Annotated in this window: 21 protein-coding genes and 1 pseudogene; 10 read left to right on the plus strand and 12 right to left on the minus strand. The window is 71.0% G+C overall.

Translation table 11 applies throughout. The features are described from left to right. The first annotated feature begins 14 nt into the window (after positions 1 to 14). The 7 genes from ABZ887_RS16240 (at position 15) to ABZ887_RS16270 (ending at position 7,331) form a co-directional block, all read left to right on the plus strand. On the plus strand, positions 15 to 1,172 hold the full coding sequence (locus ABZ887_RS16240; RefSeq protein WP_361288969.1) for a Gfo/Idh/MocA family oxidoreductase: 1,158 nt from the start codon (positions 15 to 17) through the stop codon (positions 1,170 to 1,172). Continuing rightward, a complete protein-coding gene (locus ABZ887_RS16245) occupies positions 1,169 to 2,323 on the plus strand; it encodes a dihydrodipicolinate synthase family protein (RefSeq protein WP_361288972.1) in 1,155 nt (384 codons plus the stop codon). Before ABZ887_RS16240 ends, ABZ887_RS16245 begins: the two co-directional genes overlap by 4 nt. 32 nt (positions 2,324 to 2,355) lie before the next feature. Further along, on the plus strand, positions 2,356 to 3,156 hold the full coding sequence (locus ABZ887_RS16250; RefSeq protein WP_361289314.1) for a sugar phosphate isomerase/epimerase family protein: 801 nt from the start codon (positions 2,356 to 2,358) through the stop codon (positions 3,154 to 3,156). A gap of 98 nt (positions 3,157 to 3,254) precedes the next feature. Further along, positions 3,255 to 4,655 (plus strand): AAA family ATPase, encoded by a 1,401-nt coding sequence (locus tag ABZ887_RS16255; RefSeq protein WP_361288975.1) that lies wholly within the window; start codon positions 3,255 to 3,257, stop codon positions 4,653 to 4,655. 44 nt (positions 4,656 to 4,699) lie between these two features. Beyond that, positions 4,700 to 5,413, plus strand: coding sequence for an HNH endonuclease (locus ABZ887_RS16260; protein WP_361288978.1), 714 nt, complete (start codon positions 4,700 to 4,702; stop codon positions 5,411 to 5,413). A gap of 232 nt (positions 5,414 to 5,645) precedes the next feature. Beyond that, on the plus strand, positions 5,646 to 6,719 hold the full coding sequence (locus ABZ887_RS16265) for a MerR family transcriptional regulator (protein WP_361288981.1): 1,074 nt from the start codon (positions 5,646 to 5,648) through the stop codon (positions 6,717 to 6,719). Between the two features lie 261 nt (positions 6,720 to 6,980). After that, entirely contained in the window at positions 6,981 to 7,331 is a 351-nt protein-coding gene (locus ABZ887_RS16270; RefSeq protein ID WP_361289317.1) for a hypothetical protein, read from the plus strand. A 290-nt stretch (positions 7,332 to 7,621) separates the two neighbouring features. On the opposite strand, the gene ABZ887_RS16275 is transcribed toward ABZ887_RS16270, so the two are convergent. The 4 genes and pseudogenes from ABZ887_RS16275 to ABZ887_RS16290 all read right to left on the minus strand — a co-directional run bounded on the left by ABZ887_RS16275 (position 7,622) and on the right by ABZ887_RS16290 (position 10,767). Next, positions 7,622 to 8,449 carry an isocitrate lyase/phosphoenolpyruvate mutase family protein gene (locus ABZ887_RS16275; RefSeq protein ID WP_361288984.1) on the minus strand — a complete coding sequence of 276 codons (828 nt, stop codon included), beginning with the start codon at positions 8,447 to 8,449 and terminating at the stop codon, positions 7,622 to 7,624. 144 nt (positions 8,450 to 8,593) lie between these two features. Next, positions 8,594 to 9,214: a methylated-DNA--[protein]-cysteine S-methyltransferase gene (locus tag ABZ887_RS16280; RefSeq protein ID WP_361288987.1), complete on the minus strand. Its 621-nt coding sequence runs from the start codon at positions 9,212 to 9,214 to the stop codon at positions 8,594 to 8,596. Between the two features lie 16 nt (positions 9,215 to 9,230). Then, a pseudogene (locus ABZ887_RS16285) lies at positions 9,231 to 9,557 on the minus strand (MGMT family protein); the annotation flags it as partial. Between the two features lie 166 nt (positions 9,558 to 9,723). Then, the gene (locus ABZ887_RS16290; protein WP_361288990.1) at positions 9,724 to 10,767 is read right to left on the minus strand and encodes a helix-turn-helix domain-containing protein; all 1,044 of its coding nucleotides are present in this window, start codon (positions 10,765 to 10,767) and stop codon (positions 9,724 to 9,726) included. Between the two features lie 140 nt (positions 10,768 to 10,907). Here ABZ887_RS16290 and ABZ887_RS16295 point away from each other — a divergent pair, with 140 nt between their 5' ends. Further along, positions 10,908 to 11,357, plus strand: a complete 450-nt coding sequence (locus tag ABZ887_RS16295; protein ID WP_361288993.1) for a peptidase inhibitor family I36 protein — start codon at positions 10,908 to 10,910, stop codon at positions 11,355 to 11,357. A gap of 76 nt (positions 11,358 to 11,433) precedes the next feature. Here ABZ887_RS16295 and rbsD read toward each other — a convergent pair whose 3' ends face one another. The 7 genes from rbsD to ABZ887_RS16330 form a co-directional block, all read right to left on the minus strand. After that, positions 11,434 to 11,823 (minus strand): D-ribose pyranase, encoded by a 390-nt coding sequence (rbsD, locus tag ABZ887_RS16300; protein WP_361288996.1) that lies wholly within the window; start codon positions 11,821 to 11,823, stop codon positions 11,434 to 11,436. Then, the gene (locus tag ABZ887_RS16305) at positions 11,820 to 12,722 is read right to left on the minus strand and encodes a ribokinase (protein ID WP_361288999.1); all 903 of its coding nucleotides are present in this window, start codon (positions 12,720 to 12,722) and stop codon (positions 11,820 to 11,822) included. Before ABZ887_RS16305 ends, rbsD begins: the two co-directional genes overlap by 4 nt. A gap of 73 nt (positions 12,723 to 12,795) precedes the next feature. Next, positions 12,796 to 14,742 (minus strand): substrate-binding domain-containing protein, encoded by a 1,947-nt coding sequence (locus ABZ887_RS16310; RefSeq protein WP_361289002.1) that lies wholly within the window; start codon positions 14,740 to 14,742, stop codon positions 12,796 to 12,798. Continuing rightward, positions 14,732 to 16,309: a sugar ABC transporter ATP-binding protein gene (locus ABZ887_RS16315; RefSeq protein ID WP_361289005.1), complete on the minus strand. Its 1,578-nt coding sequence runs from the start codon at positions 16,307 to 16,309 to the stop codon at positions 14,732 to 14,734. Before ABZ887_RS16315 ends, ABZ887_RS16310 begins: the two co-directional genes overlap by 11 nt. Beyond that, positions 16,306 to 17,343: a LacI family DNA-binding transcriptional regulator gene (locus tag ABZ887_RS16320; protein ID WP_361289008.1), complete on the minus strand. Its 1,038-nt coding sequence runs from the start codon at positions 17,341 to 17,343 to the stop codon at positions 16,306 to 16,308. Before ABZ887_RS16320 ends, ABZ887_RS16315 begins: the two co-directional genes overlap by 4 nt. 387 nt (positions 17,344 to 17,730) lie before the next feature. Beyond that, on the minus strand, positions 17,731 to 18,513 hold the full coding sequence (locus tag ABZ887_RS16325) for a VOC family protein (RefSeq protein ID WP_361289011.1): 783 nt from the start codon (positions 18,511 to 18,513) through the stop codon (positions 17,731 to 17,733). A gap of 97 nt (positions 18,514 to 18,610) precedes the next feature. After that, positions 18,611 to 19,504 carry a type II CAAX endopeptidase family protein gene (locus tag ABZ887_RS16330; RefSeq protein ID WP_361289014.1) on the minus strand — a complete coding sequence of 298 codons (894 nt, stop codon included), beginning with the start codon at positions 19,502 to 19,504 and terminating at the stop codon, positions 18,611 to 18,613. Positions 19,505 to 20,051: 547 nt separating this feature from the next. On the opposite strand from ABZ887_RS16330, the gene ABZ887_RS16335 reads away from it, so the two are divergent. Then, on the plus strand, positions 20,052 to 20,438 hold the full coding sequence (locus ABZ887_RS16335) for a hypothetical protein (RefSeq protein ID WP_361289017.1): 387 nt from the start codon (positions 20,052 to 20,054) through the stop codon (positions 20,436 to 20,438). On the opposite strand, the gene ABZ887_RS16340 is transcribed toward ABZ887_RS16335, so the two are convergent. After that, entirely contained in the window at positions 20,320 to 21,225 is a 906-nt protein-coding gene (locus ABZ887_RS16340) for an amidohydrolase family protein (RefSeq protein ID WP_361289020.1), read from the minus strand. The two genes, ABZ887_RS16335 and ABZ887_RS16340, sit on opposite strands and share 119 nt — an antisense overlap. A 313-nt stretch (positions 21,226 to 21,538) precedes the next feature. Here ABZ887_RS16340 and ABZ887_RS16345 point away from each other — a divergent pair, with 313 nt between their 5' ends. Further along, positions 21,539 to 21,976, plus strand: coding sequence for an Lrp/AsnC family transcriptional regulator (locus ABZ887_RS16345; protein WP_361289023.1), 438 nt, complete (start codon positions 21,539 to 21,541; stop codon positions 21,974 to 21,976). Positions 21,977 to 21,981 lie beyond the last annotated feature (5 nt).

Consider the following 21,981-nt stretch of genomic DNA (forward strand, 5'->3'; position numbering starts at 1 on the left):
ACGAAAGGAACCACGTGAACCGCAAGACGGTGCGTATCGCCATGAACGGCGTCACCGGGCGCATGGGCTACCGCCAGCACCTCGTCCGCTCGATCCTCGCCCTGCGCGAGCAGGGCGGACTCGACCTCGGCGACGGCACGGTGCTGTGGCCGGAACCGGTCCTGGTCGGCCGCCGCGAGTACGCGCTCCGCGAGATCGCCGACCGCCACGGCCTGTCCGACGAGCACATCTCGACGGACCTGGCGGCCGTGCTCGCCGACCCCACCATCGACATCTACTTCGACTCCCAGGTCACCTCCGCCCGCGAGGAGGCCCTCCAGCAGGCCATCGCGGCCGGAAAGCACATCTACACCGAGAAGCCGACGGCGACCGGCCTGGAGGGCGCCCTGGAGCTGGCCAGGCTCGCGCACGCCAAGGGCGTCAAGTCCGGCGTCGTCCAGGACAAGATCTTCCTGCCCGGCCTGCTCAAGCTGAAGCGGCTCATCGACGGCGGCTTCTTCGGCCGGATCCTCTCGGTCCGCGGCGAGTTCGGCTACTGGGTCTTCGAGGGCGACTGGCAGGAGGCGCAGCGCCCGTCCTGGAACTACCGCGCGGAGGACGGCGGCGGCATCGTCGTCGACATGTTCCCGCACTGGGAGTACGTCCTGCACGAGCTGTTCGGCCGGGTGAAGTCCGTCCAGGCCCTCACCGCCACCCACATCCCGCAGCGCTGGGACGAGAACGGCAAGCCCTACGACGCGACGGCGGACGACGCCGCGTACGGCATCTTCGAGCTCGACGGCGGCGCGATCGCCCAGATCAACTCCTCCTGGACGGTCCGCGTCAACCGGGACGAACTGGTCGAGTTCCAGGTGGACGGCACCGAAGGCTCAGCGGTCGCCGGCCTCCGTAACTGCCGTGTCCAGCACCGCAGCGCGACCCCCAAGCCGGTCTGGAACCCGGACATCCCCGCCACCTACGCCTTCCGCGACCAGTGGCAGGAGATCCCCGACAACACCGAGTTCGACAACGGCTTCAAGGCCCAGTGGGAGCTGTTCCTCAAGCACGTCTACGCCGACGCCCCCTACCACTGGGACCTGCTGGCCGGCGCCCGCGGCGTCCAGCTCGCCGAGCTGGGCCTGAAGTCGTCGGCGGAGGGCCGCCGCCTCGACGTACCGGAGATCGAGCTGTGACCCTCCACCTCCCCGCCCCGGACGGGTCGCTGCGGGCGTACGAACCCCGCAGCGAGCCCCTTGCCCTCACCCCGGGCACCCCCTTCACCTCCCGTACGGTCTTCTCGGCGGCGCACGTCGTCGCCGACCCGTTCGCCGACACCAGCCCCGACGCGCCCGCCGCCGTCGACTGGGACGCCACCCTCGCCTTCCGCCGCCACCTGTGGTCGCACGGCCTGGGCGTCGCCGAGGCGATGGACACCGCCCAGCGCGGCATGGGCCTGGACTGGGCGGGCGCGGCCGAGCTGATCCGCCGCAGCGCCGCCGAGGCCCGTGCGGTGGGCGGCCGGATCGCCTGCGGTGTCGGCACCGACCAGCTCACCGGCGGCGGCACCCTCGCCGGGATCCGGGCCGCGTACGAGGAGCAGCTCGCCCTCGTCGAGGAGTCGGGCGCCCAGGCCATCCTGATGGCCTCCCGGGCGCTCGCGGCCGCCGCCACCGGTCCCGAGGACTACCTCGACGTCTACGGCCACCTGCTGCGCCAGGCCGCCGAGCCGGTGGTCCTGCACTGGCTCGGCCCGATGTTCGACCCGGCGCTGGAGGGCTACTGGGGCTCGGCCGACCTCGACACGGCCACCGACACCTTCCTGGAGGTCATCGCCGCCCACCCCGACAAGGTCGACGGCATCAAGGTGTCGTTGCTGGACGCGCAGCGCGAGGTCGACCTGCGCCGCCGCCTGCCGCAGGGCGTCCGCTGCTACACCGGCGACGACTTCAACTACCCCGAGCTGATCGCGGGCGACGAGCAGGGCTTCAGCCACGCCCTGCTCGGCATCTTCGACCCGCTGGGGCCGCTGGCGGCTCAGGCGGTCCGGGTCCTGGACACGGGCGACACGGCGGGCTTCCGTACCCTCCTCGACCCCACCGTCGAACTCTCCCGGCACCTCTTCCAGACCCCCACCCGCTTCTACAAGACGGGCGTGGTCTTCCTGGCCTGGCTGGCCGGCCACCAGAGCCACTTCACGATGGTCGGCGGCCTGCAGTCGGCGCGTTCCCTCCCGCACTTCGCGCGCGCCTACGAACTCGCCGACGGCCTGGGCCTGTTCCCGGACCCGAAGCTGGCCGAGGACCGGATGAAGACCCTCCTCGCCCTGTACGGAGTGAACCAGTGACCGGCGACCTCTCCCGCTTCTCCATCAACCAGATGACCGTCAAGCAGCTGACGCTGCCCGAACTGGCCGACGCCTGCACGCAACTGGGCGTGCCGGGCGTCGGCCTGTGGCGCGAGCCGGTCCGGTCCTACGGCGTCGACGCCACCGCCAAGCTGGTCCGCGAGGCCGGCCTGACCGTCACCACCCTGTGCCGCGGCGGCTTCTTCACGGCCATCGACCCGGGCGAGCGGGCCGCCGCGCTCGCCGACAACCGGCGGGCGGTCGAGGAGGCCGCGACCCTCGGCACGGACACCCTGGTCCTGGTCTCCGGCGGCCTGCCGGCCGGCTCCAAGGACCTGCACGGCGCCCGTGAACGCATCGCCGACGCCCTCGCCGAACTCGGCCCCTACGCCGAACAGCACGGCGTCCGCCTGGCCATCGAGCCCCTCCACCCGATGTACGCCTCCGACCGCTGCGTGGTCTCCACCCTCACCCAGGCCCTGGACCTCGCGGAACGCTTCCCGGCCCACCAGGTCGGGGTCACGGTCGACACGTACCACATCTGGTGGGACGACCGGGCACCTGAGCAGATCGCCCGGGCCGGGGCGGGCGGCCGCATCCACACCTTCCAACTCGCCGACTGGACCACCCCGTTGCCCGAAGGCGTCCTCAACGGCCGCGGCCAGATCGGCGACGGCGCGATCGACATGCGCGAGTGGAAGGGATATGTGGAGGCGGCCGGTTACACCGGTCCCATCGAGGTCGAGCTGTTCAACGACGGGCTGTGGGCGAGGGACGGCCGCGAGGTGCTGGCGGAGACGGCGACCCGGTTCCTGGAGCACGCGGCGGACTGACGGGCCGGTGGCCTGCCCGCGTCCTGTGATGACGGGCAGGCCGGCAGGCCTCGCCCCTAAGATCGGGGTGACACCCGAGCGAACGGACGCCGACGCCCATGTACGTCAGCCGGATCATCGTGAAGGACATCAAGCCCTTCCACGGCCCCCGCGAAGTCGACCTCACGCTGACCCGCCCCGACGGAAGTCACGCCGGGTGGACGGTGCTCGCCGGACGCAACGGCTCGGGCAAGACCACGCTGCTGCGGGCCATGGCGCTGGCGCTCACCGGGCCCGGGGTGGCCCGCAGTCTGGTGCCTCAGTTCGAGAACTGGGTGACGGAAGCGCGTACAGCGGGTCAGGTCGAGGTCGAGATCAGCCGTGACACGCAGCACGACCGGTTCTCGCAGGGCCGTCCGCCCGCTGGTGCGTTCTGGGCCGGGCTGAGTTGGAAGACGCCCCGCGACGGCTTCGCAGGCAGGGTTCCGATCCGCCGGGGCGTCCTGTCCGGGCCCGACGAGATCAGGTACACCAAGGCACAGACGAGTATCGCCCGCCGCGGTCCCTGGGCTGACAGTCCCGCGGGCTGGTTCTCCGCGGCCTACGGGCCGTTCCGGCGGATGGCCGGCGGCTCGGGCGAGGTGCAGCGGCTGATGCTGGCGTCCGGGCCCGTGGCCAGGCACACGAGCCTCTTCCACGAGGACGCCTCCCTCGCCGAAGGCGTCACCTGGCTGATCGAGCAGCATCTGCGCGCGCTGGAAAGAAGATCGGGCGCCCAGGGGCTGAAGGAGTTCGCACTGGCGCTGCTCGGAGACGGGCTGCTGCCGGACGGGTACCGCATCGACGACGTCGACTCCGAGGGCCTGTGGGTCGAACGGCACGGCAGCCGCTTCCCGCTGCGGGAGATGAGCGACGGGTTCCGTACGGTGGCGGCACTCGTCGTCGACATCCTCAAGCAGCTGCACGACGTGTTCGGCGACGACCTGTGGGAGTCCCGTCCCTGGGCGGCCGGCGGGGAGCCGATCGCGCTGATGACGCCCGGCGTCGTCATCATCGACGAGATCGACGCCCATCTGCACGTCTCCTGGCAGCGCCGGATCGGCCCCTGGCTGACCGCCCACTTCCCCCGCATCCAGTTCATCGTCACCACGCACAGCCCCTACATCTGCCAGGCGGCCGACCCGGGCGGCCTCATCAGGCTGCCGGGCGTGGACCAGGCGCGCCCGCCCGAGGTCGTCGACCAGAACCTGTACGACCGGGTGGTGTACGGCAGCGGTGACGACGCAGTGCTCTCCGACCTCTTCGGTCTCGACACGCCCTACTCCGAGCAGGCCGAGCGGGCGAGGGCCGAGTTTGTGGAGCTGGAGGCGGAGGTCTACGACGGGGTCCCGTCGGCGGAGTCGCTCGCCCGTTATCGGGAACTCAAGGAACGGCTCGCCAGCTCGCCGTCGGCCCGCGTGGACGAGGTGGGCGCGCACCTCCGACGGATCGCGGAGGAGATCAAGGACGAGCGGGAGTGATCCGGCTTCGGCGTGCCGTCCTGCCGGCGGACACGGTGGATCGCTTGAGGGACTACACCGACGACATCCGGCAGCAGGCCACGGAGCAGGAACGCAAGGACAGGGCGAAGGAACTCTGGGCGAACCGCCGGCAGGTCCGCCCCGCACTCGTCAAGGGGCTCGCGGAGATGGCTCCCGGCCACGAACGCTGCATGTACTGCGGTGACGGCCAGGGCACGGACATCGACCACTTCGAGCCGAAGAGCCTCGCCCCGCTGCGTACCTTCGACTGGCTCAACCATCTGCTCGCCTGCTCGTTCTGCAACAGCAACCAGAAGCGGAACCTCTTCCCCACCGCAGCCGATGGCAGCCCTCTCCTCGTCGACCCGACGGCCGAGGACCCCTTGGACCACCTACGGCTGGTGCTCCCGCTCGGTACGTACCGGAGCCTGACCGACCGGGGGCGGGCCTGTATCGAGGTGTTCGGCCTCAACGAAAGAGCGGTCCTGGTCAAGGGGCGCGTGGACGCCTACTGGACGGCCAGGGACTCCGTCGAGCTGTGGCGCACAGCCATGGACAAGGGAGACCGTGACAAGGCGAAGCGGATCGTCCGGGTCGCCTGGAACCGCCCTCTCATCGATGTACTGGTCGCCATGTTCCACCAGTCCGGCCATCCGGCGGCCGATGCCCTGTTCGCGGGCGAGGAGGAGCTTCTCGGCCTCCTCCTCGATTCCGAACTGCGGACCGCGTTCCTGCACTTCCGGGGCGTCAGCTACTGATACGCCCGTCCCGCACGGCCCCTACGAACGTGGCCCAGCCGCTGGACGCGAAGACCAACGCCGGGCCGGAGGCTCCGGACTTGTGCCATCCGAAGACGGTTTCCACCAGCTCCGGGCTCTTCATCAAGTTGCCTGCGAGAAAGCCTCCTGAGTTTCGGGAGCGGGGGCGTGCGGTTGCCGGGTTGACCCTCGACCTGGTGCAGGGCCCAGAGTGCCGGTTGTGGAGAACGACATGCGCAGCATCGGGGAACTGGCCCGTGACAGCGGGCTGGGCGTGAGTGCCCTGCGGTTCTACGACCGGGCCGGTGTGCTGGTGCCTGCCTGGGTGGATCCGGTGAGCGGATACCGCTGGTACGACCCTGGGCAGGTGGAGGAGGCCCGGGTGCTGGCCCGCCTGCGCCGGGCAGGGATGCCGCTGGCGGACATCCGGCTGGTGCTGGCCGGCTGGTGCGGCCCGGACACCGGTCTGGTCCGGAAGCTGCTCACGGCACACCTGTGCCGTCTCGAACAGGGGCTGTCCGATGCCCGCGCCGAGTTCTCCGCGCTCCGAGCGCTACTCGATCACCGGGAGAATGCCATGACCTCGCCCCACATCGCCTCCGCCTCCGTCCGCCTGTCCGTCGCCGCGCCGGAGCTGGCAGCCGTACTGGACACGGTCCGCTTCGCGGCGAGCACCGACCCCGAACTGCCGATGCTCGGCGGGGTTCTGTTCGACATCGAGGGCGAGAGCCTGCACGCGGTGGCCACCGACCGGTACCGGATGGCGGTCGCGCGGGCCGGTGTCGCCGGGCATGGCAGGGACCGGGTGCAGGTCATCGTGCCCAGTCCGGTCATCGACGCGATGCGTGCGCTCCTGGACGGTGAGGGATCTGCGCGACTCTCTCTCGACGGTGACCGGGTGACACTGGAGGCCGGGGACCGGCAGGCGGCCGGCCGGTGCCTCGACCACGACTTCCCCGACTACCGCCGGCTCCTGCCCCGGGCCGGCGGACGCCGCACCGTCGTCGAGGTGGCGGCCTTCCGGCAGGCTCTGGAGACGGGGCCGGTCCGCTCCGGGGAGGCCGGGGAGCCCGACCTCAGCGTGCTCGGGGTGGAGGACGGCGGGGCGGTGACCCTCTGCGCCGATGTCGACGAAGACCCGGACCGTGTCGCCGTCAACCGTGAGTTCCTGCTGGCCGCGCTGGCCGCCGGGGCCCGTGACCGACTGGTTCTGGAGTTCGGCGCGCCCACGGCGCCGATCGTGATCCGTCGGCCCGAGGACGAGGAGGCCTTCTCGCTCCTGATGCCGGTCCGGTTGGAGAACTGACGGTGCGTTCACGCTGCCGCAGGCAGCCCAGAACCTGTGTGAGGAGTTCTTCACACAGGTTTTCTTTATATCCGCTGCTCAGCGATTTCCGTGTTTCACATTTGCTGTGGCTCACCTGTCAGTTCAGGTTTTTTGCGATCGCCTGGAACCGGGTCCGGCCAGGCCGTGTCTATAGGATTCGAGTCGGCCGCAAGGGGCGAGCAAATGGCCCAACATTGCGGCTGGAAAAGGTAATTAAAAACCAAGGAGTTCTCTGTGAACATGCGTATCGCCGCCGTTGCCGTGGCCTCTGCCGCACTCGTCGCCGCCGGTGCCACCGCCGCCGTCGCCGCCCCGGCCCCGGCCTCCTCGATCACCCTCAAGGCGAGCAAGAGCACCGTCAAGCCGGGCGATGTCGTCACCTTCACCGGCAAGGTCGACGGCCTCAAGGAGGGCAGCAAGGTGACCCTCCAGGTCAAGGACGGCTCGAAGTGGGTCTCGCTGCCCGCGACGGCGAAGGTCTCCAAGGCGGCCTACAAGCTCACCGACAAGTTCGACAAGAAGGGTGTCGAGGTCCTGCGGGTCAAGGACGGCAGCACCGTCTCCAAGAACGTGTCCGTCACGGTCCGCTGAATCCGTCCGCGGTGTGCCGCGGCTGAACACGCCGGTTTCCCCTGACCGGCTGCCCTGAGATCCTGCCCCACCCCGTCCGATCCGGGGTGGGGCAGGTGTCGTCGGGGCGCCTGCGCGCTCGCCGAATCCTATGGATCCTATGGGTCACCTGTCCTCACGGCTCCCTTAGATTGTGGTTAATTGACACGCTCACGGCAGCCGGGGCGGTGCGGGGTTCGGGGTGCCGGGTTCGGGGTTCGACCGAGGATGGGGTGGGCGGCCGCGGGCGTTGACCGCCCACCCCGGTCGGGTCACTTCGCGAACTTGTCGTTGAACGCGAAGTAGTCGATGGCGCCGACCATCGGCGTGTACAGACCGGCGAGGAACGAGCGGGCCGCATCGAAGGCGCCGGTGTAGGCGACCTGGGCGATCGCCGTCCCGGCGGAGTACCGGGAGACACCGGCGTCGCGGAGCTCTTCGGGCGCGGGTGCGCCGGGCAGCCACATGGCGTTGATCTTCAGTCCGGTCTCGCGCGCGACGGTGCCGAGCGCGCCGGTGTTGAGCAGACCGGGAACGAACAGGCCGTCGGCGCCGGCCTCCCGGTAGGCGTTTCCGCGGGCGATGACGTCGGCGAGCCGGCCGTCCTCCTCGCCCACGGCGAGGAGGAACACGTCGGTGCGGGCGTTGACGAACAGGTCGACGCCCGTGTCCTTGGCCGCCGCGCGGGCGGCCGCGACACGGTCGGCGGCCGCCGCGGTGTCGTAGAGCGGGCCGTCGGACGCGCCGGAGTCCTCCAGGTTGACGCCGACGATGCCGGTGGCGAGGAACTGCGTGACCGTCGCGCGCAGGCCGTCGGCGCTGTCGGCGTAGGCGTTCTCGATGTCGGCGCTGACGGGCAGGCCGGTCGCCGCCACGATGCGCTCGATGTTCGCCAGCACGTCCGCCATGGCGAGCGAGCGGCCGTCGGGAACGGCCTGCGACCACGACTGCGCGCCTGACGAGGTCGCGATGGCCTTGGCACCGGCCGCGGTGATCAGGTGAGCGCTGCCCGCGTCCCAGGCGTTGGGCAGCACGAGGAAGTCGTCGTGCAGGCTGCGGAACTGCTCGGCGCGCTCCTGCCGGGTGCGGATGTCGGACATCGTCGTCTCCTTACGGACCGGATCTCGGTCCCGAAGGGAAGACGTCCCGGCGCCCCCGAACGTGAGACGGGGGATGCGAGAGGAGAGACGAGAGACGAGAGAGGTGAGAGGTGAGAGGTGAGATCGGGGTGCTGCGGAGGTTCGTCATGCGGCCTCCTTCTCCAGGTCGAGCAGCAGGGTCTTCGCGGCCAGGCCTCCGACATACCCGCCCAGGCCGCCGTCGGTGCGCAGCACCCGGTGGCAGGGGACGACGACGGGGAGCGGGTTGGTCGCGCACGCGGTCCCGACGGCGCGGACCGCCTTCGGGCTGCCCGCCATCTCGGCCACCTGCTTGTAGCTCAGCGTGTGCCCGTACTCGATGCGCGGGAGCAGCAACTGCACGGTCTCCCGGAACCCGGACGACAGCCGGTGGTCCAGCCGCACGTCGAAGGTGTGCCGGGTGCCGGCGAAGTACTGCTCGATCTGCCGGGCCGTCTCGTCCAGGCGCGCCGGAGCGTGCAGGACGCGCGGGCTGATCCTCGCCGCGAGGACGCCGAGGACGTCGTCGAAACCCTCCCTCGCGTAGGCCACGCGGACCAGGCCCTGATCGGTCGCGGCCAGCAGCAGCGCTCCGACGGGGGTGTCGATGGTGCGGTAGGCGACATCGACCATGCCCGCCTGCTCGGCCCGGGCGGCCAGCCGGGCCCGGAGCTCGGCCAGATGCTCGACGGTGCCGCCCGTCACGGCGGTGAGTGCGCTGATGCCCGAACCGTCGGTGCTGCTCATCGGAGCTCTCCTTGTCCCCCAGTTCGACGGCGATGTCGCCGTAGGTGATCCGCTCACCGAACGGAATCTCCCGAAGCAGCGCCCACACCCGCTCCTGGAACTCGTCACCGTCCGTCACGGCAGGAACATCGAACACGCGTCGGCGCCCGGCGAAGTACTCGCTCAGCTCGCTCTCCGCCTGCGCCAGGACCGGATCCGCCGGTGCGTCGACGCGGCGCCCCAGGGGCCATGCGGGGGGCGTGTACCGGTAGCGCGGAAAGTACAGCCCCACCAGCGCGTCACCGCCGGCGACGAGCGTGAGCCGACCCAGCACCGTCTCCACCAGCGCGTGGCGCGTATCCATCCCGGTCTCCTCTGCGAGTGCCACCTGTGCCAGAAGGAAGACGCGCGAGCGGCCGGAAACGTGAGACGCGTCCTGCCCGGAAAAATCTTGGACTGCCGTACAACCCTCTCCCCACCCTGCCGGTCGTACTTGGCATCAGGGCTTTCGGAGGGGGATCCGGGGGGATCTACGGGGGTTCTGATACGGAGGGGGTAAGCCGAGGGGGTTCGGTCGACGGACCGGGCCCCCTCGAAGCATGCCCGGCGCGGCGCAGCAGTGCGGCCCCGAGCGGGGTCAGGGTGTGCAGCACGGTGTTGGCGTGGCGGTGGCTGGTGATCAGGCCCGCGTCCCGCAGTACGGCGGTGTGATGGCTTGCCGTCGTAGGGGTCACACCGGCCCGGCGGGCGGCCTCGGTGGTGGTGGAGCCGGTCGCGCTGGCCCTCAGGATGGCGGCGCGGGTGGGGCCGAGCAGCGCGTTCAGCGGTGGGGAGCCGGCCTGCGGGGTCATCGCCGGCAGGTGGTGGAGGGGGTAGAGCAGCACGGGCGGGAGGCCGGGGTCGGCAAGGGCGATGGGGGCGTGCCAGCAGAAGTGGGAGGGGATCAGGAGCAGCCCCTGCCCGTCGAGGTGGACATCGCGGTGGGCCGGATACGGATCGATCTCCAGGACCGGTGGCCGCCAGTGGATCGTGGGGCCGAGTCCGGTGAGCAGGCCCTCGGTCCCGGCGTGGAACAGGGTGTGGGCGTGCCGGGCCCGCTCGGCGTGCAGCCGTTCCTGGATGACCTCCTCGTGCGGCGCGATCACGGCACGGTGGTAGGCGCGCAGGGCGTCCACGAGTTGTTCGCGCAGGTCCCGCTCGGTGAGCCGGCCTGCCCAGGCCGGGGCACCGACGCCCCGGCTGAGTACGTCGACCTCGCTCGCGACCCGCTCGTACGGCGTCGCCAGAACGGCCTCCAGCCCGGCGTCCAGCCCGTGGGCGCCCTCCGGCGGCGTCAGGAAGTCGGGGAAGTAGCTGGCGCGCGGGAAGAGCGGCAGCAGGAAGGTCCGCACCGTCCGCTCGAGCCCGTCCTGGCGCAACGCGGCACGCGCGGCACGGAACCAGGGCGCGTAGGCCCGGCGGCCCTCGCGGGTCTGGAGCCGGTGCAGACTGACCGCGATCTCCCACAGCGCATGCGGCTCGGTCGCCACTCTGACCCTGGTGAGGTCCTCGGACGTGAAATGAAAGCGGAGCATCCCTGTCCCCGTGAGCCCCCGTCGGTGACCTGCGACATGTCAGTGCACTCGCATGAGGATGACAGTGACATGCCCGGTCGGAAACATGGATTTTCGCCAGTCATAGGCACGTTGGCGCTGTCCACGAGAAAGGGCACGGAATGTCCTCGCACGAGCAGGAGCACGACCGGAAGTCCGGCCGCACACCACGTCGGGGCCGCAGGACCCTCGCCGCCGCGGCGCTCGCCATCGCCACGACCGCCCTGGGCCTGATCGCACCGAGTGCCGCGAGTGCCTCGACGCAAGCGGCGTGGGACTGTCCGAGCGGCGATCTGTGCATCTGGACCGGGACCGCCGGCACGGGCAGCCGGTGCACGTGGTCGAACGCCGACGTGGACTGGTACAACGCCCCCGTCGTGTGTTCGTGGGCCGACGACCAGGTCGTCGGGTCGGCCAAGAACAACGGCACGTCGTCCTCGTACGACTGGGTCGTTCTCTACGACGGTGCGAACTACGGCGGTACCAGGTGCTGGTTCATCGCGCAGCACGGCGATACCGCGTCGAACATCAACCTCAAGTTCCGCTCGCACCGCTGGTCGTCCATCTGCTGACCGGCGGATGACGGATCGGCGGGCCCCGGAACGCCGGGACCCGCCGGTCCGTGCTGCTCCCCACGGCGGCGGACTCCTAGAAGAACACCCCGCACCGCAGCAGCACGTTCGCGTACGGCCGGGCCTCGCCCGTGCGGACCACCAGGTGGGCGCCCCACGACAGCTCCTTCAGCCGCTCGTGCGGGACCAGGGCCAGGTCGGGAAAGTGGTCGTCCAGGAGCCTGGCGGCGGCCGGGTTGGCTCCGCGTACCTCCGTCGCCGCCGTCGCGCCCTCCACGACCAGCTCCGCCAACAGGCCGTCCAGCACCTCCGCGAAGGACGGCACCCCGGCCCGGAAGGCGAGGTCCACGACCCGGGGGCCGTGTGGGATCGGCATCCCGGCGTCGCACACCAGCACCCCGTGGCCGTGCCCCAACTCGGCGAGCGCGCCCGCGAGATGGCGGTTGAGGATCCCCGCCCTCCTCACAGCGCGTCGACCTCCGCCGCCGTCGGGTACGACTCCTGCGCACCCCGCTTCGTCACCGCCGCCGCCCCGACCCGGGCCGCGTACGCCGCCGCCTCCGCGAGGCCGGCGCCCCCGCCGAGCCGTACCGCGAGGGCTGCCGTGAACGCGTCCCCGGCGCCCGTGGTGTCGACCGCGTCCACCTTCACGGACGGCACCGGCACGACCCCGTGGCGGTCGGCCACCAGCGCACCCTCCGCGCCCAGGGTCACGACCACCGACTTCGGGCCCTTGGCGAGCAGGAGCCGCGCCCAGTCGGCCGGTTCCTCGCTCACGCAGGCGTCGCCGAGGAGCACCCGCGCCTCGTGCTCGTTCACGATCAGCGGGTCGCAGGCCGCCAGGACCTCACCGGGGAGGGGGCGCGGCGGGGACGGGTTGAGGACGAAACGGCTGTCGGGGGCCAGGTTCCGGACGACCTCCAGCACCGTCTCCAGCGGGATCTCCAGCTGGGTGGAGACCACCCGGGAGGCGTGGAAGAGGCTGCCCGCGGCCCGTACGTCCTCCGGTGCGAGACGGCCGTTCGCGCCCGGGGACACCACGATGCTGTTGTCGCCCGAGGGGTCCACGGTGATCAGCGCGACGCCCGTCGGCGCCCCGCCCACCAGCACGCCCACCGTGTCCACACCGGCCGCCCGCTGCGAGTCGAGCAGCAGCCTGCCGTGCGCGTCGTCGCCGACCCGGGCCAGCAGGGCGGTACGGGCACCGAGCCGGGCGGCCGCGACCGCCTGGTTGGCGCCCTTGCCGCCGGGGTGGGTGGCGAGGTCGCCGCCGAGCACGGTCTCACCGGCGGCAGGGCGCCGCTCGACCCCGATCACCAGGTCGGCGTTGGCCGAGCCGACGACCAGCAGGTCGTAGTCGTACATCACGTGACTCCCTAAACAAATGGGTCGAGGCGGCCGGGGCTCCATTCAAGCGCCCGGCCGCCTCCCTGGTGTCTCAGCCCGTGAACCCGGCCACGTTGTCCTTCGTGACCACCTTCACCGGGACCTTGATCGCCGACGGGATCTTCTGGTCCTTGACCGCCTTGAGGGCGTTGTCCACGGCGATCTTCCCGAGCTGGGACGGCTGTTGGGCGACCGACGCGTACAGCGTTCCGTTCTTCACGGCGGTCAGGCCGTCCGGGGTGCCGTCGAAGCCGACCACCGACACCGACGAACCGGCCCTGGAACCCAGCGCCTTGATCGCGCCGAGGGCCATCTCGTCGTTGGCGGCGATGACGCCCTGGACGTCCGGGTGTGCCTGGAGCAGGTTCGACATCACGTCGAGGCCCTTGGTGCGGTCGAAGTCGGCGGGCTGCTGGGCCACCACCTGGATGCCGGGGTAGGCCTTCAGGCCGTCGGCGAAGCCCTGCGCGCGCTCCCGGGCGGCGGAGGTGCCGGCCTGGCCCTGCAGGATCACGATCTTGCCCTGGCCGCCCAGCTTCTCGGCGATCGTCTTCGCGGCCAGCTCGCCGCCGGCGACGTTGTCGGAGGCGACCAGGGTCGCCGTGGTGGCGTTGTTGACGCCCCGGTCGACGGCGACCACCGGGATGCCGGCCTTGTCGGCGGCCTGCACGGAGTTGCTCGCCGCGTCCGAGTCGACCGGGTTGACGATGATCGCGCCCAGTCCCGAACTGGTGAAGTTCTGCAGCTGGTTGGCCTGCTGCGAGGCGTCGTTCTGGGCGTCCGTGACGGTCAGGTCCACGCCCAGCTTCTTCGCCTCGGCCTGGGCGCCGGAGCGGATCTGCACGAAGAAGGGGTTGTTGAGGGTGGACAGGGACAGGCCGATCTTCGGGTTGGCGGAGGAGGAACCGGTGTGCAGGAGAGAGGTCGCGGCGACCAGCGCCACGGTGACCACGGCCGCGAGCGCGTACGTCCCGGCCTGCCTGCCCTTGCCGCCGTCCCCGCCGGTGACCACCGAACCGGCCCCGGCCTTGCGGCGCACGGTGTCCAGGAGCACGGCCAGCGCGATGACGACACCGATGACGACCTGCTGCCAGAACGCGGACACGTTGAGCAGGTTGAGGCCGTTGCGCAGCACCGCGAGGATCAGCGCGCCGATCAGCGTGCCGGACGCCTTGCCGGTGCCCCCGGCCAGCGAGGCGCCGCCGATCACGACGGCCGCGATGGCGTCCAGTTCGTAGCCGTTGGCGGCCTGCGGCTGCGCCGAGGAGAGCCGGGCGGCCAGCACGATGCCGGCGACGGCCGCGAACAGCCCGGACAGCGCGTAGATCGCGAGCTTCTGCTTCTGCACCCGCAGCCCGGAGAGCCGGGCGGCCTCCTCGTTGCCGCCGATCGCGTACATCGAGCGCCCGATGTAGGTACGGCCGAGGACGAAGGCCGCGATCAGTCCCATGAGGACCATGACCAGCACCGGCACCGGCAGCCAGCCGCCGAGGGTGTCGCCGAGGTGCGAGACCGAGTCGGGGAAGGCGATGGGGGAGCCGCCGGAGATGACCAGCGCCAGACCGCGCCCCACCGACAGCATCGCCAGCGTCGCGATGAACGGCGGCAGCTTGCCGTACGCGATGAGGAAGCCGTTGACGAGACCGGCCGCGATGCCGGTGGCGACGGCGAGGACGACGGCCAGGAACACCGGCACCCCGTGCGAGGTGGCGCTCCACGCCAGCACGGTGGCCGACAGGGCCGCCACCGAACCCACCGACAGGTCGATGCCCGCCGCGACGATCACGAAGGTCGCGCCGAAGGCGAGGATCGCCGTCACGGCCGCCTGGACACCGACGTTGAGCAGGTTGTCGGTGGTGAGGAAGTCCCCGGACAGCGCCGACATGGCGATGACGAGAACGATCAGCGCGGTGAGCGCGCCGTTGTCGAGGAGCAGCCGGCGCACGCCCGCGGCGCCACCGGCGCCCGTGCTGCTGCTCTTGAGCGTGTCAGTGGCCACGTCCGGCCTCCTTGTCGGTTGTGGTGGGGGTGGCGGGGACAGCCGGGACAGTCGGGGCGCTCGGGGTGGCCGGGGCCGCCGGGGTGCTCACGGCCAGGGACATGACGGCGTCCTGGGTGGCCTCGTCCGCGGTCAGTTCGCCCGCGATCCGGCCCTGGGCCATGACCAGCACCCGGTCGCTCATCCCGAGCACCTCGGGCAGGTCGCTGGAGATCATCAGCACGGCGGCTCCGGCGGCCGTCAGCTCGTTGACCAGCTGGTAGATCTCGACCTTGGCGCCGACGTCGATACCGCGCGTCGGCTCGTCGAGGATCAGCACCCTGGTGTCGGCGAGCAGCCACTTGCCGATGACGACCTTCTGCTGGTTGCCGCCGGAGAGCGTGCGCACGTGCTGACCGAGCCCGGCCATCCGCACGCCCAGCCGCCCGGCGATCCGCTCGGCGGCGACGTGCTGCCCCTTGAGGTCGACGATCCCGGCCCGGGTCGCCTTCCGCAGCGTCACCAGCCCGAGGTTCTCCTCCACGGAGGCGTCCAGCACCAGCCCCTGCCCCTTGCGGTCCTCCGGGACGAGCCCGATCCCGGCGGCCATGGCCGCGTTCACGTCGTGCCGCCGCAGGGCCGAACCGGAGACCTTCACGGCCCCCTTGTCGTACGGATCGGCCCCGAAGACGGCCCGTACGACCTCCGTACGACCGGCGCCCACGAGCCCGGCGATCCCGACGACCTCACCCGCGTGCACCTCGAAGCTCACGTCGTGGAAGACGCCGTCCCGGGTCAGCCCCTGGACGGAGAGCAGCGCGGCGCCGGTCTCCGCCCGCTCCCTCGGGTACTGCTGCTCGATGGAGCGCCCGACCATGAGCCGTACCAGCTCGTCCTGCGGGGTGGTGGCGGGCACCTGGCCCACGCTCTTCCCGTCCCGGATCACCGTCACCCGGTCCCCGAGAGCGGCGATCTCCTCCAGGTGGTGCGTGATGAAGACGATCCCCACCCCGTCGGCCCGCAACTGCCGCACGATCGCGAAGAGTTTCTCCACCTCCTCCGAGGTGAGCACGGCGGTCGGCTCGTCCATGACGAGCACGCGCGCGTCCAGGCTGAGCGCCTTGGCGATCTCCACCATCTGGAGGCGGGCGATGCCGAGTTCACGGACCCGCGCGCGAGGCGACACGTGCACGCCGACCCGCTCCAGCAGGACCTCGGCGTCGGCCTCCATCTTCTTCCGGTCGATCATCCCGAAACGGCGCGGCTGCCGTCCCAGGAAGATGTTCTCGGCGACCGTGAGATCGGGGACGAGGTTGAACTCCTGGTAGATGGTGGCGATCCCGAGCCGCTCGGAGTCCTGCGCACCGTGGATGCGCACCTCCTCGCCGCCGGCCAGGATCCGCCCCGCGTCGGGGGTGTAGGCGCCGGAGAGCATCTTGATGAGGGTGCTCTTGCCCGCGCCGTTCTCACCGAGGAGCACGTGCACCTCGCCCCGGCGCAGATCGAAGTCGACGCCGTCGAGCGCGACCACGCCGGGGAAGGACTTGCGTATGCCCTCGATGCGCAGCAACTCGTCCGGGTTGCTCACGACGTGCTCCTTTGCACAGGGGTGGGGGACTGCGGGGGGTCGGGGTGCTCGCCGCACGAGCGGCGGACGACGAGCCGGGCGGGGAGGGTGACGGACTGCGGGGGCCGGCCCTCGATCCGGTCGACCAGCGCGCGGACGGCGGCACGGCCGAGCTCGCCGGTGGGCTGGGCGATGGCGGTGACGGGCGGGTCGGTGTGGACGAACCAGGGGATGTCGTCGAAGGCGGCCAGTGCTATGTCACATGGCACCCGGAGCCCCCGCGCCCGCACCGCGTCCAGCGCACCCAGCGCCATCAGGTTGTCCGTGGCGAACACGACCTCGGGCGGCTCGGGCAGGTCGAGGAACCCCTCCGTGACCCGCCGCCCGCTCTCGGCCTGGAAGTCGCCCTGGCCTATGTAGGCGTCGGGGAGGGGGACGCCGTACTCGGCGAGGGCCTCGCGGAAGGCCTGGACACGCTCACTGCCGGTGGTGGTGGCCGCCGGGCCCGCGATGATCGCGACCCGCCGGTGCCCCAGCCCGCACAGATGGGCGACGAGATCGCGGATGGCGGCCCGCCCGTCCGCCCGCACCACCGGCACGTCGACGCCCGGGATCCACCGGTCGACGAAGACCATGGGCGTCCCGGCCCGCGCGGCCTCCAGCATCAGCGGCGAGCCGCCGTCGGTGGGGGAGACCAGCAGTCCGTCGATCCGCCGGTCGAGCAGCGTCCGTACGTGGTGGTCCTGCAGCTCCGGCCGCTCGTCGGCGTTGCCGATGATGACGCTGTAGCCGAGGGCGCGGGCTGCCTCCTCGACCGAGCGGGCCAGCTCGGTGAAGTAGGGGTTCATCACGTCGCTGATGACCAGGCCGAGGGTGCGGGTCTGGTCGGTGCGCAGGGAACGGGCGACGGCGTTCGGGCGGTAGCCCAGCGCCGCGACGGCGGCCCGTACGCGGGTACGGGCGTCGTCGCTGACCGACGGATGGTCGTTCAGGACCCGGGACACCGTGGCGACGGAAACGCCCGCCTCGGCGGCGACGTCCTTGATGCTCGCCATCGCCGCTCCACCTCCTCGTGGAACTCGTGCACCGCGTGGAATCGATTACACGGTTGCGTGTGCCGAGGATTGGAATCGATTACACGAGTGCCGGGCAAGGGTCGGGAGGCGGCCGAAACCCAATCGTGACCGAGGGGGGAGCGGAGGGGGGCTGGCCCACGCACGGCCTGACCTGTGGAATTCGGGGGCCTGGTGTTCCTGCTGGCCTACGTCCGGGGCCTGGTGCGCCGCCCGGCCTGTCCGGTTCCCATGGCCGTGCCCCCGTCCTCTCCCGTACCGCCGGTCACCTCAGGGGGTGTCGCGGGCCGTACGGAAAGCGGAAGGGGGCCAGGGCCTGGTCGTTACGGCGAGGGGCTGCTCTGCCGGTGCTCTGCTGTCGGCGGTGGCTCACATCTCTTTCGGCTTGAACACCGCGAAGGTCGCGCCCTGCGGGTCGGCGACCACGGACATGCGGCCGGCCATCATCTCGAACGGCGGTGCGAAGACCGTGCCGTTGCGCTTGACCAGGGCGTCCACGGTGGAGTCGACGTCGTCGACCGCGAAGTAGGTGAGCCAGTGCGGCGGGACGCCGGGACGGTCGTCGCCGAGCCGGGCGGCGCCGCCGACGCCGCGGTTGCCGACGTTCAGCGACCAGTAGTTCCCGCCGGCGCCCTCCATCGGCTGGATCTCGATCCCGAAGCACTCGCCGTAGAAGCCGGTGGCGCCGGGTACGTCGGTGGTGTTCAGCTCGTTCCAGATCAGCGCGCCCGGCTCGTTGACGATCCCGGCGCCGTGGAACTCGCCCGGCTGCCACACCCCGAACACCGCGCCCTGCGGGTCGGCGGCGATCAGCATCCGGCCGATGTCGCCGACGTCCATCACCGGGGCGATCAGCGTGCCGCCCGCCGAGACGATGGTGTCCTGGGTGGCCTGCGCATCGGTGCTGGCCAGGTAGGTGGTCCACACCGTCGGCGGCTCCGGCTGCCCCTCGGGCGCCATGGCCGAGCCGATGCCGGCCACCGGCTTGCCCTGCAGCGTGCAGACCGCGTACCCGCCGAAGTCGGCCCCGCCGACCTCGCCCTGCCAGCCGAACAGGTCACGGTAGAAGTCCAGCGCCGCCTGCTGGTCCTGCGCCATCAGATCGACCCAGCACGGGGTGCCGGCCGGGTACGGAGTGGTGATCTCGGGCATGTGCATTTCTCCCTGCGCGCGAAGAAGTTCCCCGCCGCCCACCTTCACCGCCCCGGTCCTTTCCCGCCACCCGAACGGCCGGAGTTTTACGCTCGGCTCACCCGGGAGTGGCCGCGAGCCCCAGCCGCCCCCGGGTCACCACCAGGACGACGGCCGCCGCCAGTACCGAGGCGAGCAGGAAGGCGTGGGTGGTGTTCTCGACCGTGCCGTGCGGGAACAGGTCGGTCCAGGCCACGGAGAAGTAGTTGTTGACGCTGGTGTGCAGCAGCATGACCAGCGGCATGCTCTCGCCGGAGCGGTTGAAGACCCAGGTCATCACGTAGCTGAAGGCGAGCGTGGTGACCATGAACTCCAGCGGCCGCACCGGGCTCACGCCGGGCCCGCCGCCCCATTGGGTGAGGAACAGCGGCAGGTGCCAGGCGCCCCACAGCAGTCCGACGACGAGGGTGGCGACCAGCGGACCGTACCTCCGCTGCATCCGCGGCATCGCGAACTCGCGCCAGCCCGGCTCCTCCGCGAGCCCGGTGGTGACCATCTGGACGACCAGGCCCGGCAGGTACGCGGCGAGTACGGCCGCCGGCGGCGTCACGGGGTCCTGGCCGGTCAGCGCGGCCGAGGCGAGGGTCAGTGCGGCGGGCACGGAGACCGCGACCACGAGGAACCACCGCCATCGCACCCTGAGCCCGGTCATCCGCCCCCGCCACTCCCGCAGCCCGGCGCGCCCCTGCGTCATCCCGGTGACGAACAGCGCCGCCCCGATGGGACCGAGGTAGGCGCCGGGCAGCACCCCGAGCAGCTGACTCCCGAGCGCGCCGCCGGGGAAGGCCCAGTGCCACACCCCCAGCCCGTTCCCGGCCAGGATGTACGGCGTCCAGGCCAGCCAGCTCATACCCATGGCCAGGGCGAAGAACCAGGTCAGCGGACGACGGCGGACACGGGCCCGCAGAGGCGTGTCGGTCTGCGGCTGCGGGGGGCTGGTGGTGAGGGTCACCGGAGGTCCCTTCGGGGTGTTCGGGAGGCGTGCCTGCGATGCCACCAGCACACCAATTCCGAGCCCCGCGATCATTGCCGCGTGCGCCCCGACTCCCGGTACAGCAGGCTGTACCGGGGCGTCCTCGCGGATCCGGTGCGCATGCAAAAGGGTGGTCAACTCTGCTGGAGATGCAGGGATTTGGTGTTGCCCACGTGTTGGTGTGCCCACTTCACTTGCAGCCGTCACGGTGGATGCGGCAGCGGGGGATTCGATGCGTACCACGCGTTATTCGTCATGCTCCAGAACCATGCGGACGGCCGCACGGACCGCCGGGCGGCAGCCGTCCGTACAACTTCGTCGCCACCACCACGAAGAGCGGACACACCCGATGAACGTAAGGCGGTCGCTGCCAGCCCTGGCATTGCTAGCGGCCCTGGTGACGGGCTGCTCCGTGGTCCATCACCAGGATTCCGCCGACGGGCCATTGAACGGGCCCGACTATGCCGATGCCGGATCGGGCGAGGACTGCATCCCGGAAAAGGAGGGCGGCAGCGTCACGTTCGGTATGGACGAGTTGCACAACTACGGCAGCAAGGCTGTCGTCATCGACGAGGTCACGCTGCGCAAGGCCGGCGGTCTGCGACTGGTCGAGGCGGTCATCGTGTCCACTTCGACCGCTTTCATCGGTGTCAGCAGGGGGTACCCTCCCGTCCCGGAGGCCCGCAACCAGCCCGGCATCGACTGGGCCCACCGCCGCAGGGCCGTGGGAGCGACCGTCTCTCCCCAGCCGGACAACGCGAAGGTCGCGAACAACCTGGTCCTGCACATCCAGGTCACCGCCGCCAAGGCGCACGCGTCAGGAGTCCTGGTCCACTATCACGTAGGCGACTCCACCTACGTATGGCACAACGTGATGGGCCTGACCGTGGAGACGAAGAAGAAGAAATGCTGAACCGCCGTGCCGACCGCCGACGCCGCCCGCACCACCTGCACGGGCGACTCCGGCAGCCCGGTCCTTGCCGCGGACACGGTGTGGGGTCCAGTCGAGGTGTGCGGAGGGGCCAGCCGAACCCCATCTTCAGCTCGACGTCCGGGCTGATGGACACCGAGGCGCCGGCGTCGGCGAGCATCCGCAGCTCGTCGTCGCCGAGGCCGTTGGCGTGCACGAAGGTCGTGGTGTCCCGCAGCAGGCCGTGCTCGTGCAGGTCGGCGACCGGGCGCCGGATCCCTTCGGACTCGACGTGCAGGCTGCTCCGCAGGCCCAGCTCGGCCGCCAGCTTCAGCTCGGCGGCGACGGTCCCGAAGGAGGTGTCCTCCGCGCCGCGCAGCCCGAACGACATGGTGAGCAGGCCGTCGTCCGAGGAGAGTGCGGACCGTACGCGGCGGATCTCGGCCTCGACCGGGTCGGCGGTGCCCCAGCCCGCGCCGTGGCAGAAGACGGACCGTCCCGGCGCGTCCCGCAGCGCCGCGACGGCGGCGTCCGCGTGCTCCGGGCTCTGCGCGCAGTGGAACCAGTCCAGCATCGTGGTCACCCCGGAGTGCAGGGCCTCCAGGCGGCCGAGCAGGGTGCCCGCGTAGACGTCCTCGGGCCGGTACTCGGGCTTCAGTGTGCGGTGCATCGCCTGCGCCCACTCGGGGAACGTCCAGTCCGCGCCGATGCCGCGGAACGCGGTCTGCCAGGTGTGCCGGTGGGTGTCGACGAAGCCGGGCATGACGATCCGGTCCCTCGCGTCGATCACCTCGGCGTCCGGGGCGTCGACCGCCTAGGCGACCTCGACGATCACACCGTCCTCGATCAGCACGTCACCGCGTTCGAGATCGCCGACGGCCGGGTCCATGCTGACCACGGTGCCGCCGGTAAGCAGGATCCTCATCAGAAAACTCCTCTACGAGACTCTGTGAAAAGTGGTTGTTTGTCCGCATTCGCGATGCGGACAAGTCTTCCCGGGCGGCGCGCGGATGTAAGCCGATCCTGGCAACGTTGGCAGGAAGTTGCGCCGCAGCGGGGCATCGGATGGTGGTAGGGGAGGCAGGCGGGCAATAATCTGCCCCATGGATGATGTGGATCGATCGATCCTCGCCGTGCTCGAGAAGCACGGGCGGATCAGCAACGCCGAGCTCGCCGCGCGGGTCGGCCTGTCGCCGTCACCGTGCCTGCGGCGCGTGCACCGCCTTGAGGAGACCGGGGTGATCCGCGGCTACCGGGCGGAGATCGACCCCGCGGCCGTCGGCCGCAGCCTGCGCGTGTTCGCGGGTGTCCGGCTGATGCGGCACAACCGCGGTGACGTGGCCGCGTTCGAACGCGCGGTGGTCCGGCTGTCCGAGGTGGTCCACGTCCACCACGTCACCGGCAACTACGACTACCTGCTCCAGGTCGAGGTCGCCGACCTGCCGGCCTACGAGGACTTCCACGCCAACCGGCTGGCCGACCTGCCCGGCGTCGCCACCGTCAGCAGCTACGTCACGATGAAGACGCTCTCCGCCCCCTGAGGCAC

This window comes from Streptomyces sp. NPDC047061 (assembly GCF_040643955.1).
In the GTDB taxonomy this organism is placed as follows: Bacteria; Actinomycetota; Actinomycetes; order Streptomycetales; family Streptomycetaceae; genus Streptomyces.

What these genes read in the sequence shown, in the direction of transcription:
- ABZ887_RS16250 (WP_361289314.1), top strand. Translation starts at nt 2,356, where the DNA reads ATGACCGTCAAGCAGCTGACGCTGCCCGAACTGGCCGACGCCTGCACG.
- ABZ887_RS16255 (WP_361288975.1), top strand. Translation starts at nt 3,255, where the DNA reads ATGTACGTCAGCCGGATCATCGTGAAGGACATCAAGCCCTTCCACGGC.
- ABZ887_RS16265 (WP_361288981.1), top strand. Translation starts at nt 5,646, where the DNA reads ATGCGCAGCATCGGGGAACTGGCCCGTGACAGCGGGCTGGGCGTGAGT.
- ABZ887_RS16270 (WP_361289317.1), top strand. Translation starts at nt 6,981, where the DNA reads ATGCGTATCGCCGCCGTTGCCGTGGCCTCTGCCGCACTCGTCGCCGCC.
- ABZ887_RS16275 (WP_361288984.1), bottom strand. Translation starts at nt 8,449, where the DNA reads ATGTCCGACATCCGCACCCGGCAGGAGCGCGCCGAGCAGTTCCGCAGC.
- ABZ887_RS16280 (WP_361288987.1), bottom strand. Translation starts at nt 9,214, where the DNA reads ATGAGCAGCACCGACGGTTCGGGCATCAGCGCACTCACCGCCGTGACG.
- ABZ887_RS16290 (WP_361288990.1), bottom strand. Translation starts at nt 10,767, where the DNA reads ATGCTCCGCTTTCATTTCACGTCCGAGGACCTCACCAGGGTCAGAGTG.
- ABZ887_RS16295 (WP_361288993.1), top strand. Translation starts at nt 10,908, where the DNA reads ATGTCCTCGCACGAGCAGGAGCACGACCGGAAGTCCGGCCGCACACCA.
- ABZ887_RS16305 (WP_361288999.1), bottom strand. Translation starts at nt 12,722, where the DNA reads ATGTACGACTACGACCTGCTGGTCGTCGGCTCGGCCAACGCCGACCTG.
- ABZ887_RS16320 (WP_361289008.1), bottom strand. Translation starts at nt 17,343, where the DNA reads ATGGCGAGCATCAAGGACGTCGCCGCCGAGGCGGGCGTTTCCGTCGCC.
- ABZ887_RS16325 (WP_361289011.1), bottom strand. Translation starts at nt 18,513, where the DNA reads ATGCCCGAGATCACCACTCCGTACCCGGCCGGCACCCCGTGCTGGGTC.
- ABZ887_RS16335 (WP_361289017.1), top strand. Translation starts at nt 20,052, where the DNA reads ATGGACGAGTTGCACAACTACGGCAGCAAGGCTGTCGTCATCGACGAG.
- ABZ887_RS16345 (WP_361289023.1), top strand. Translation starts at nt 21,539, where the DNA reads ATGGATGATGTGGATCGATCGATCCTCGCCGTGCTCGAGAAGCACGGG.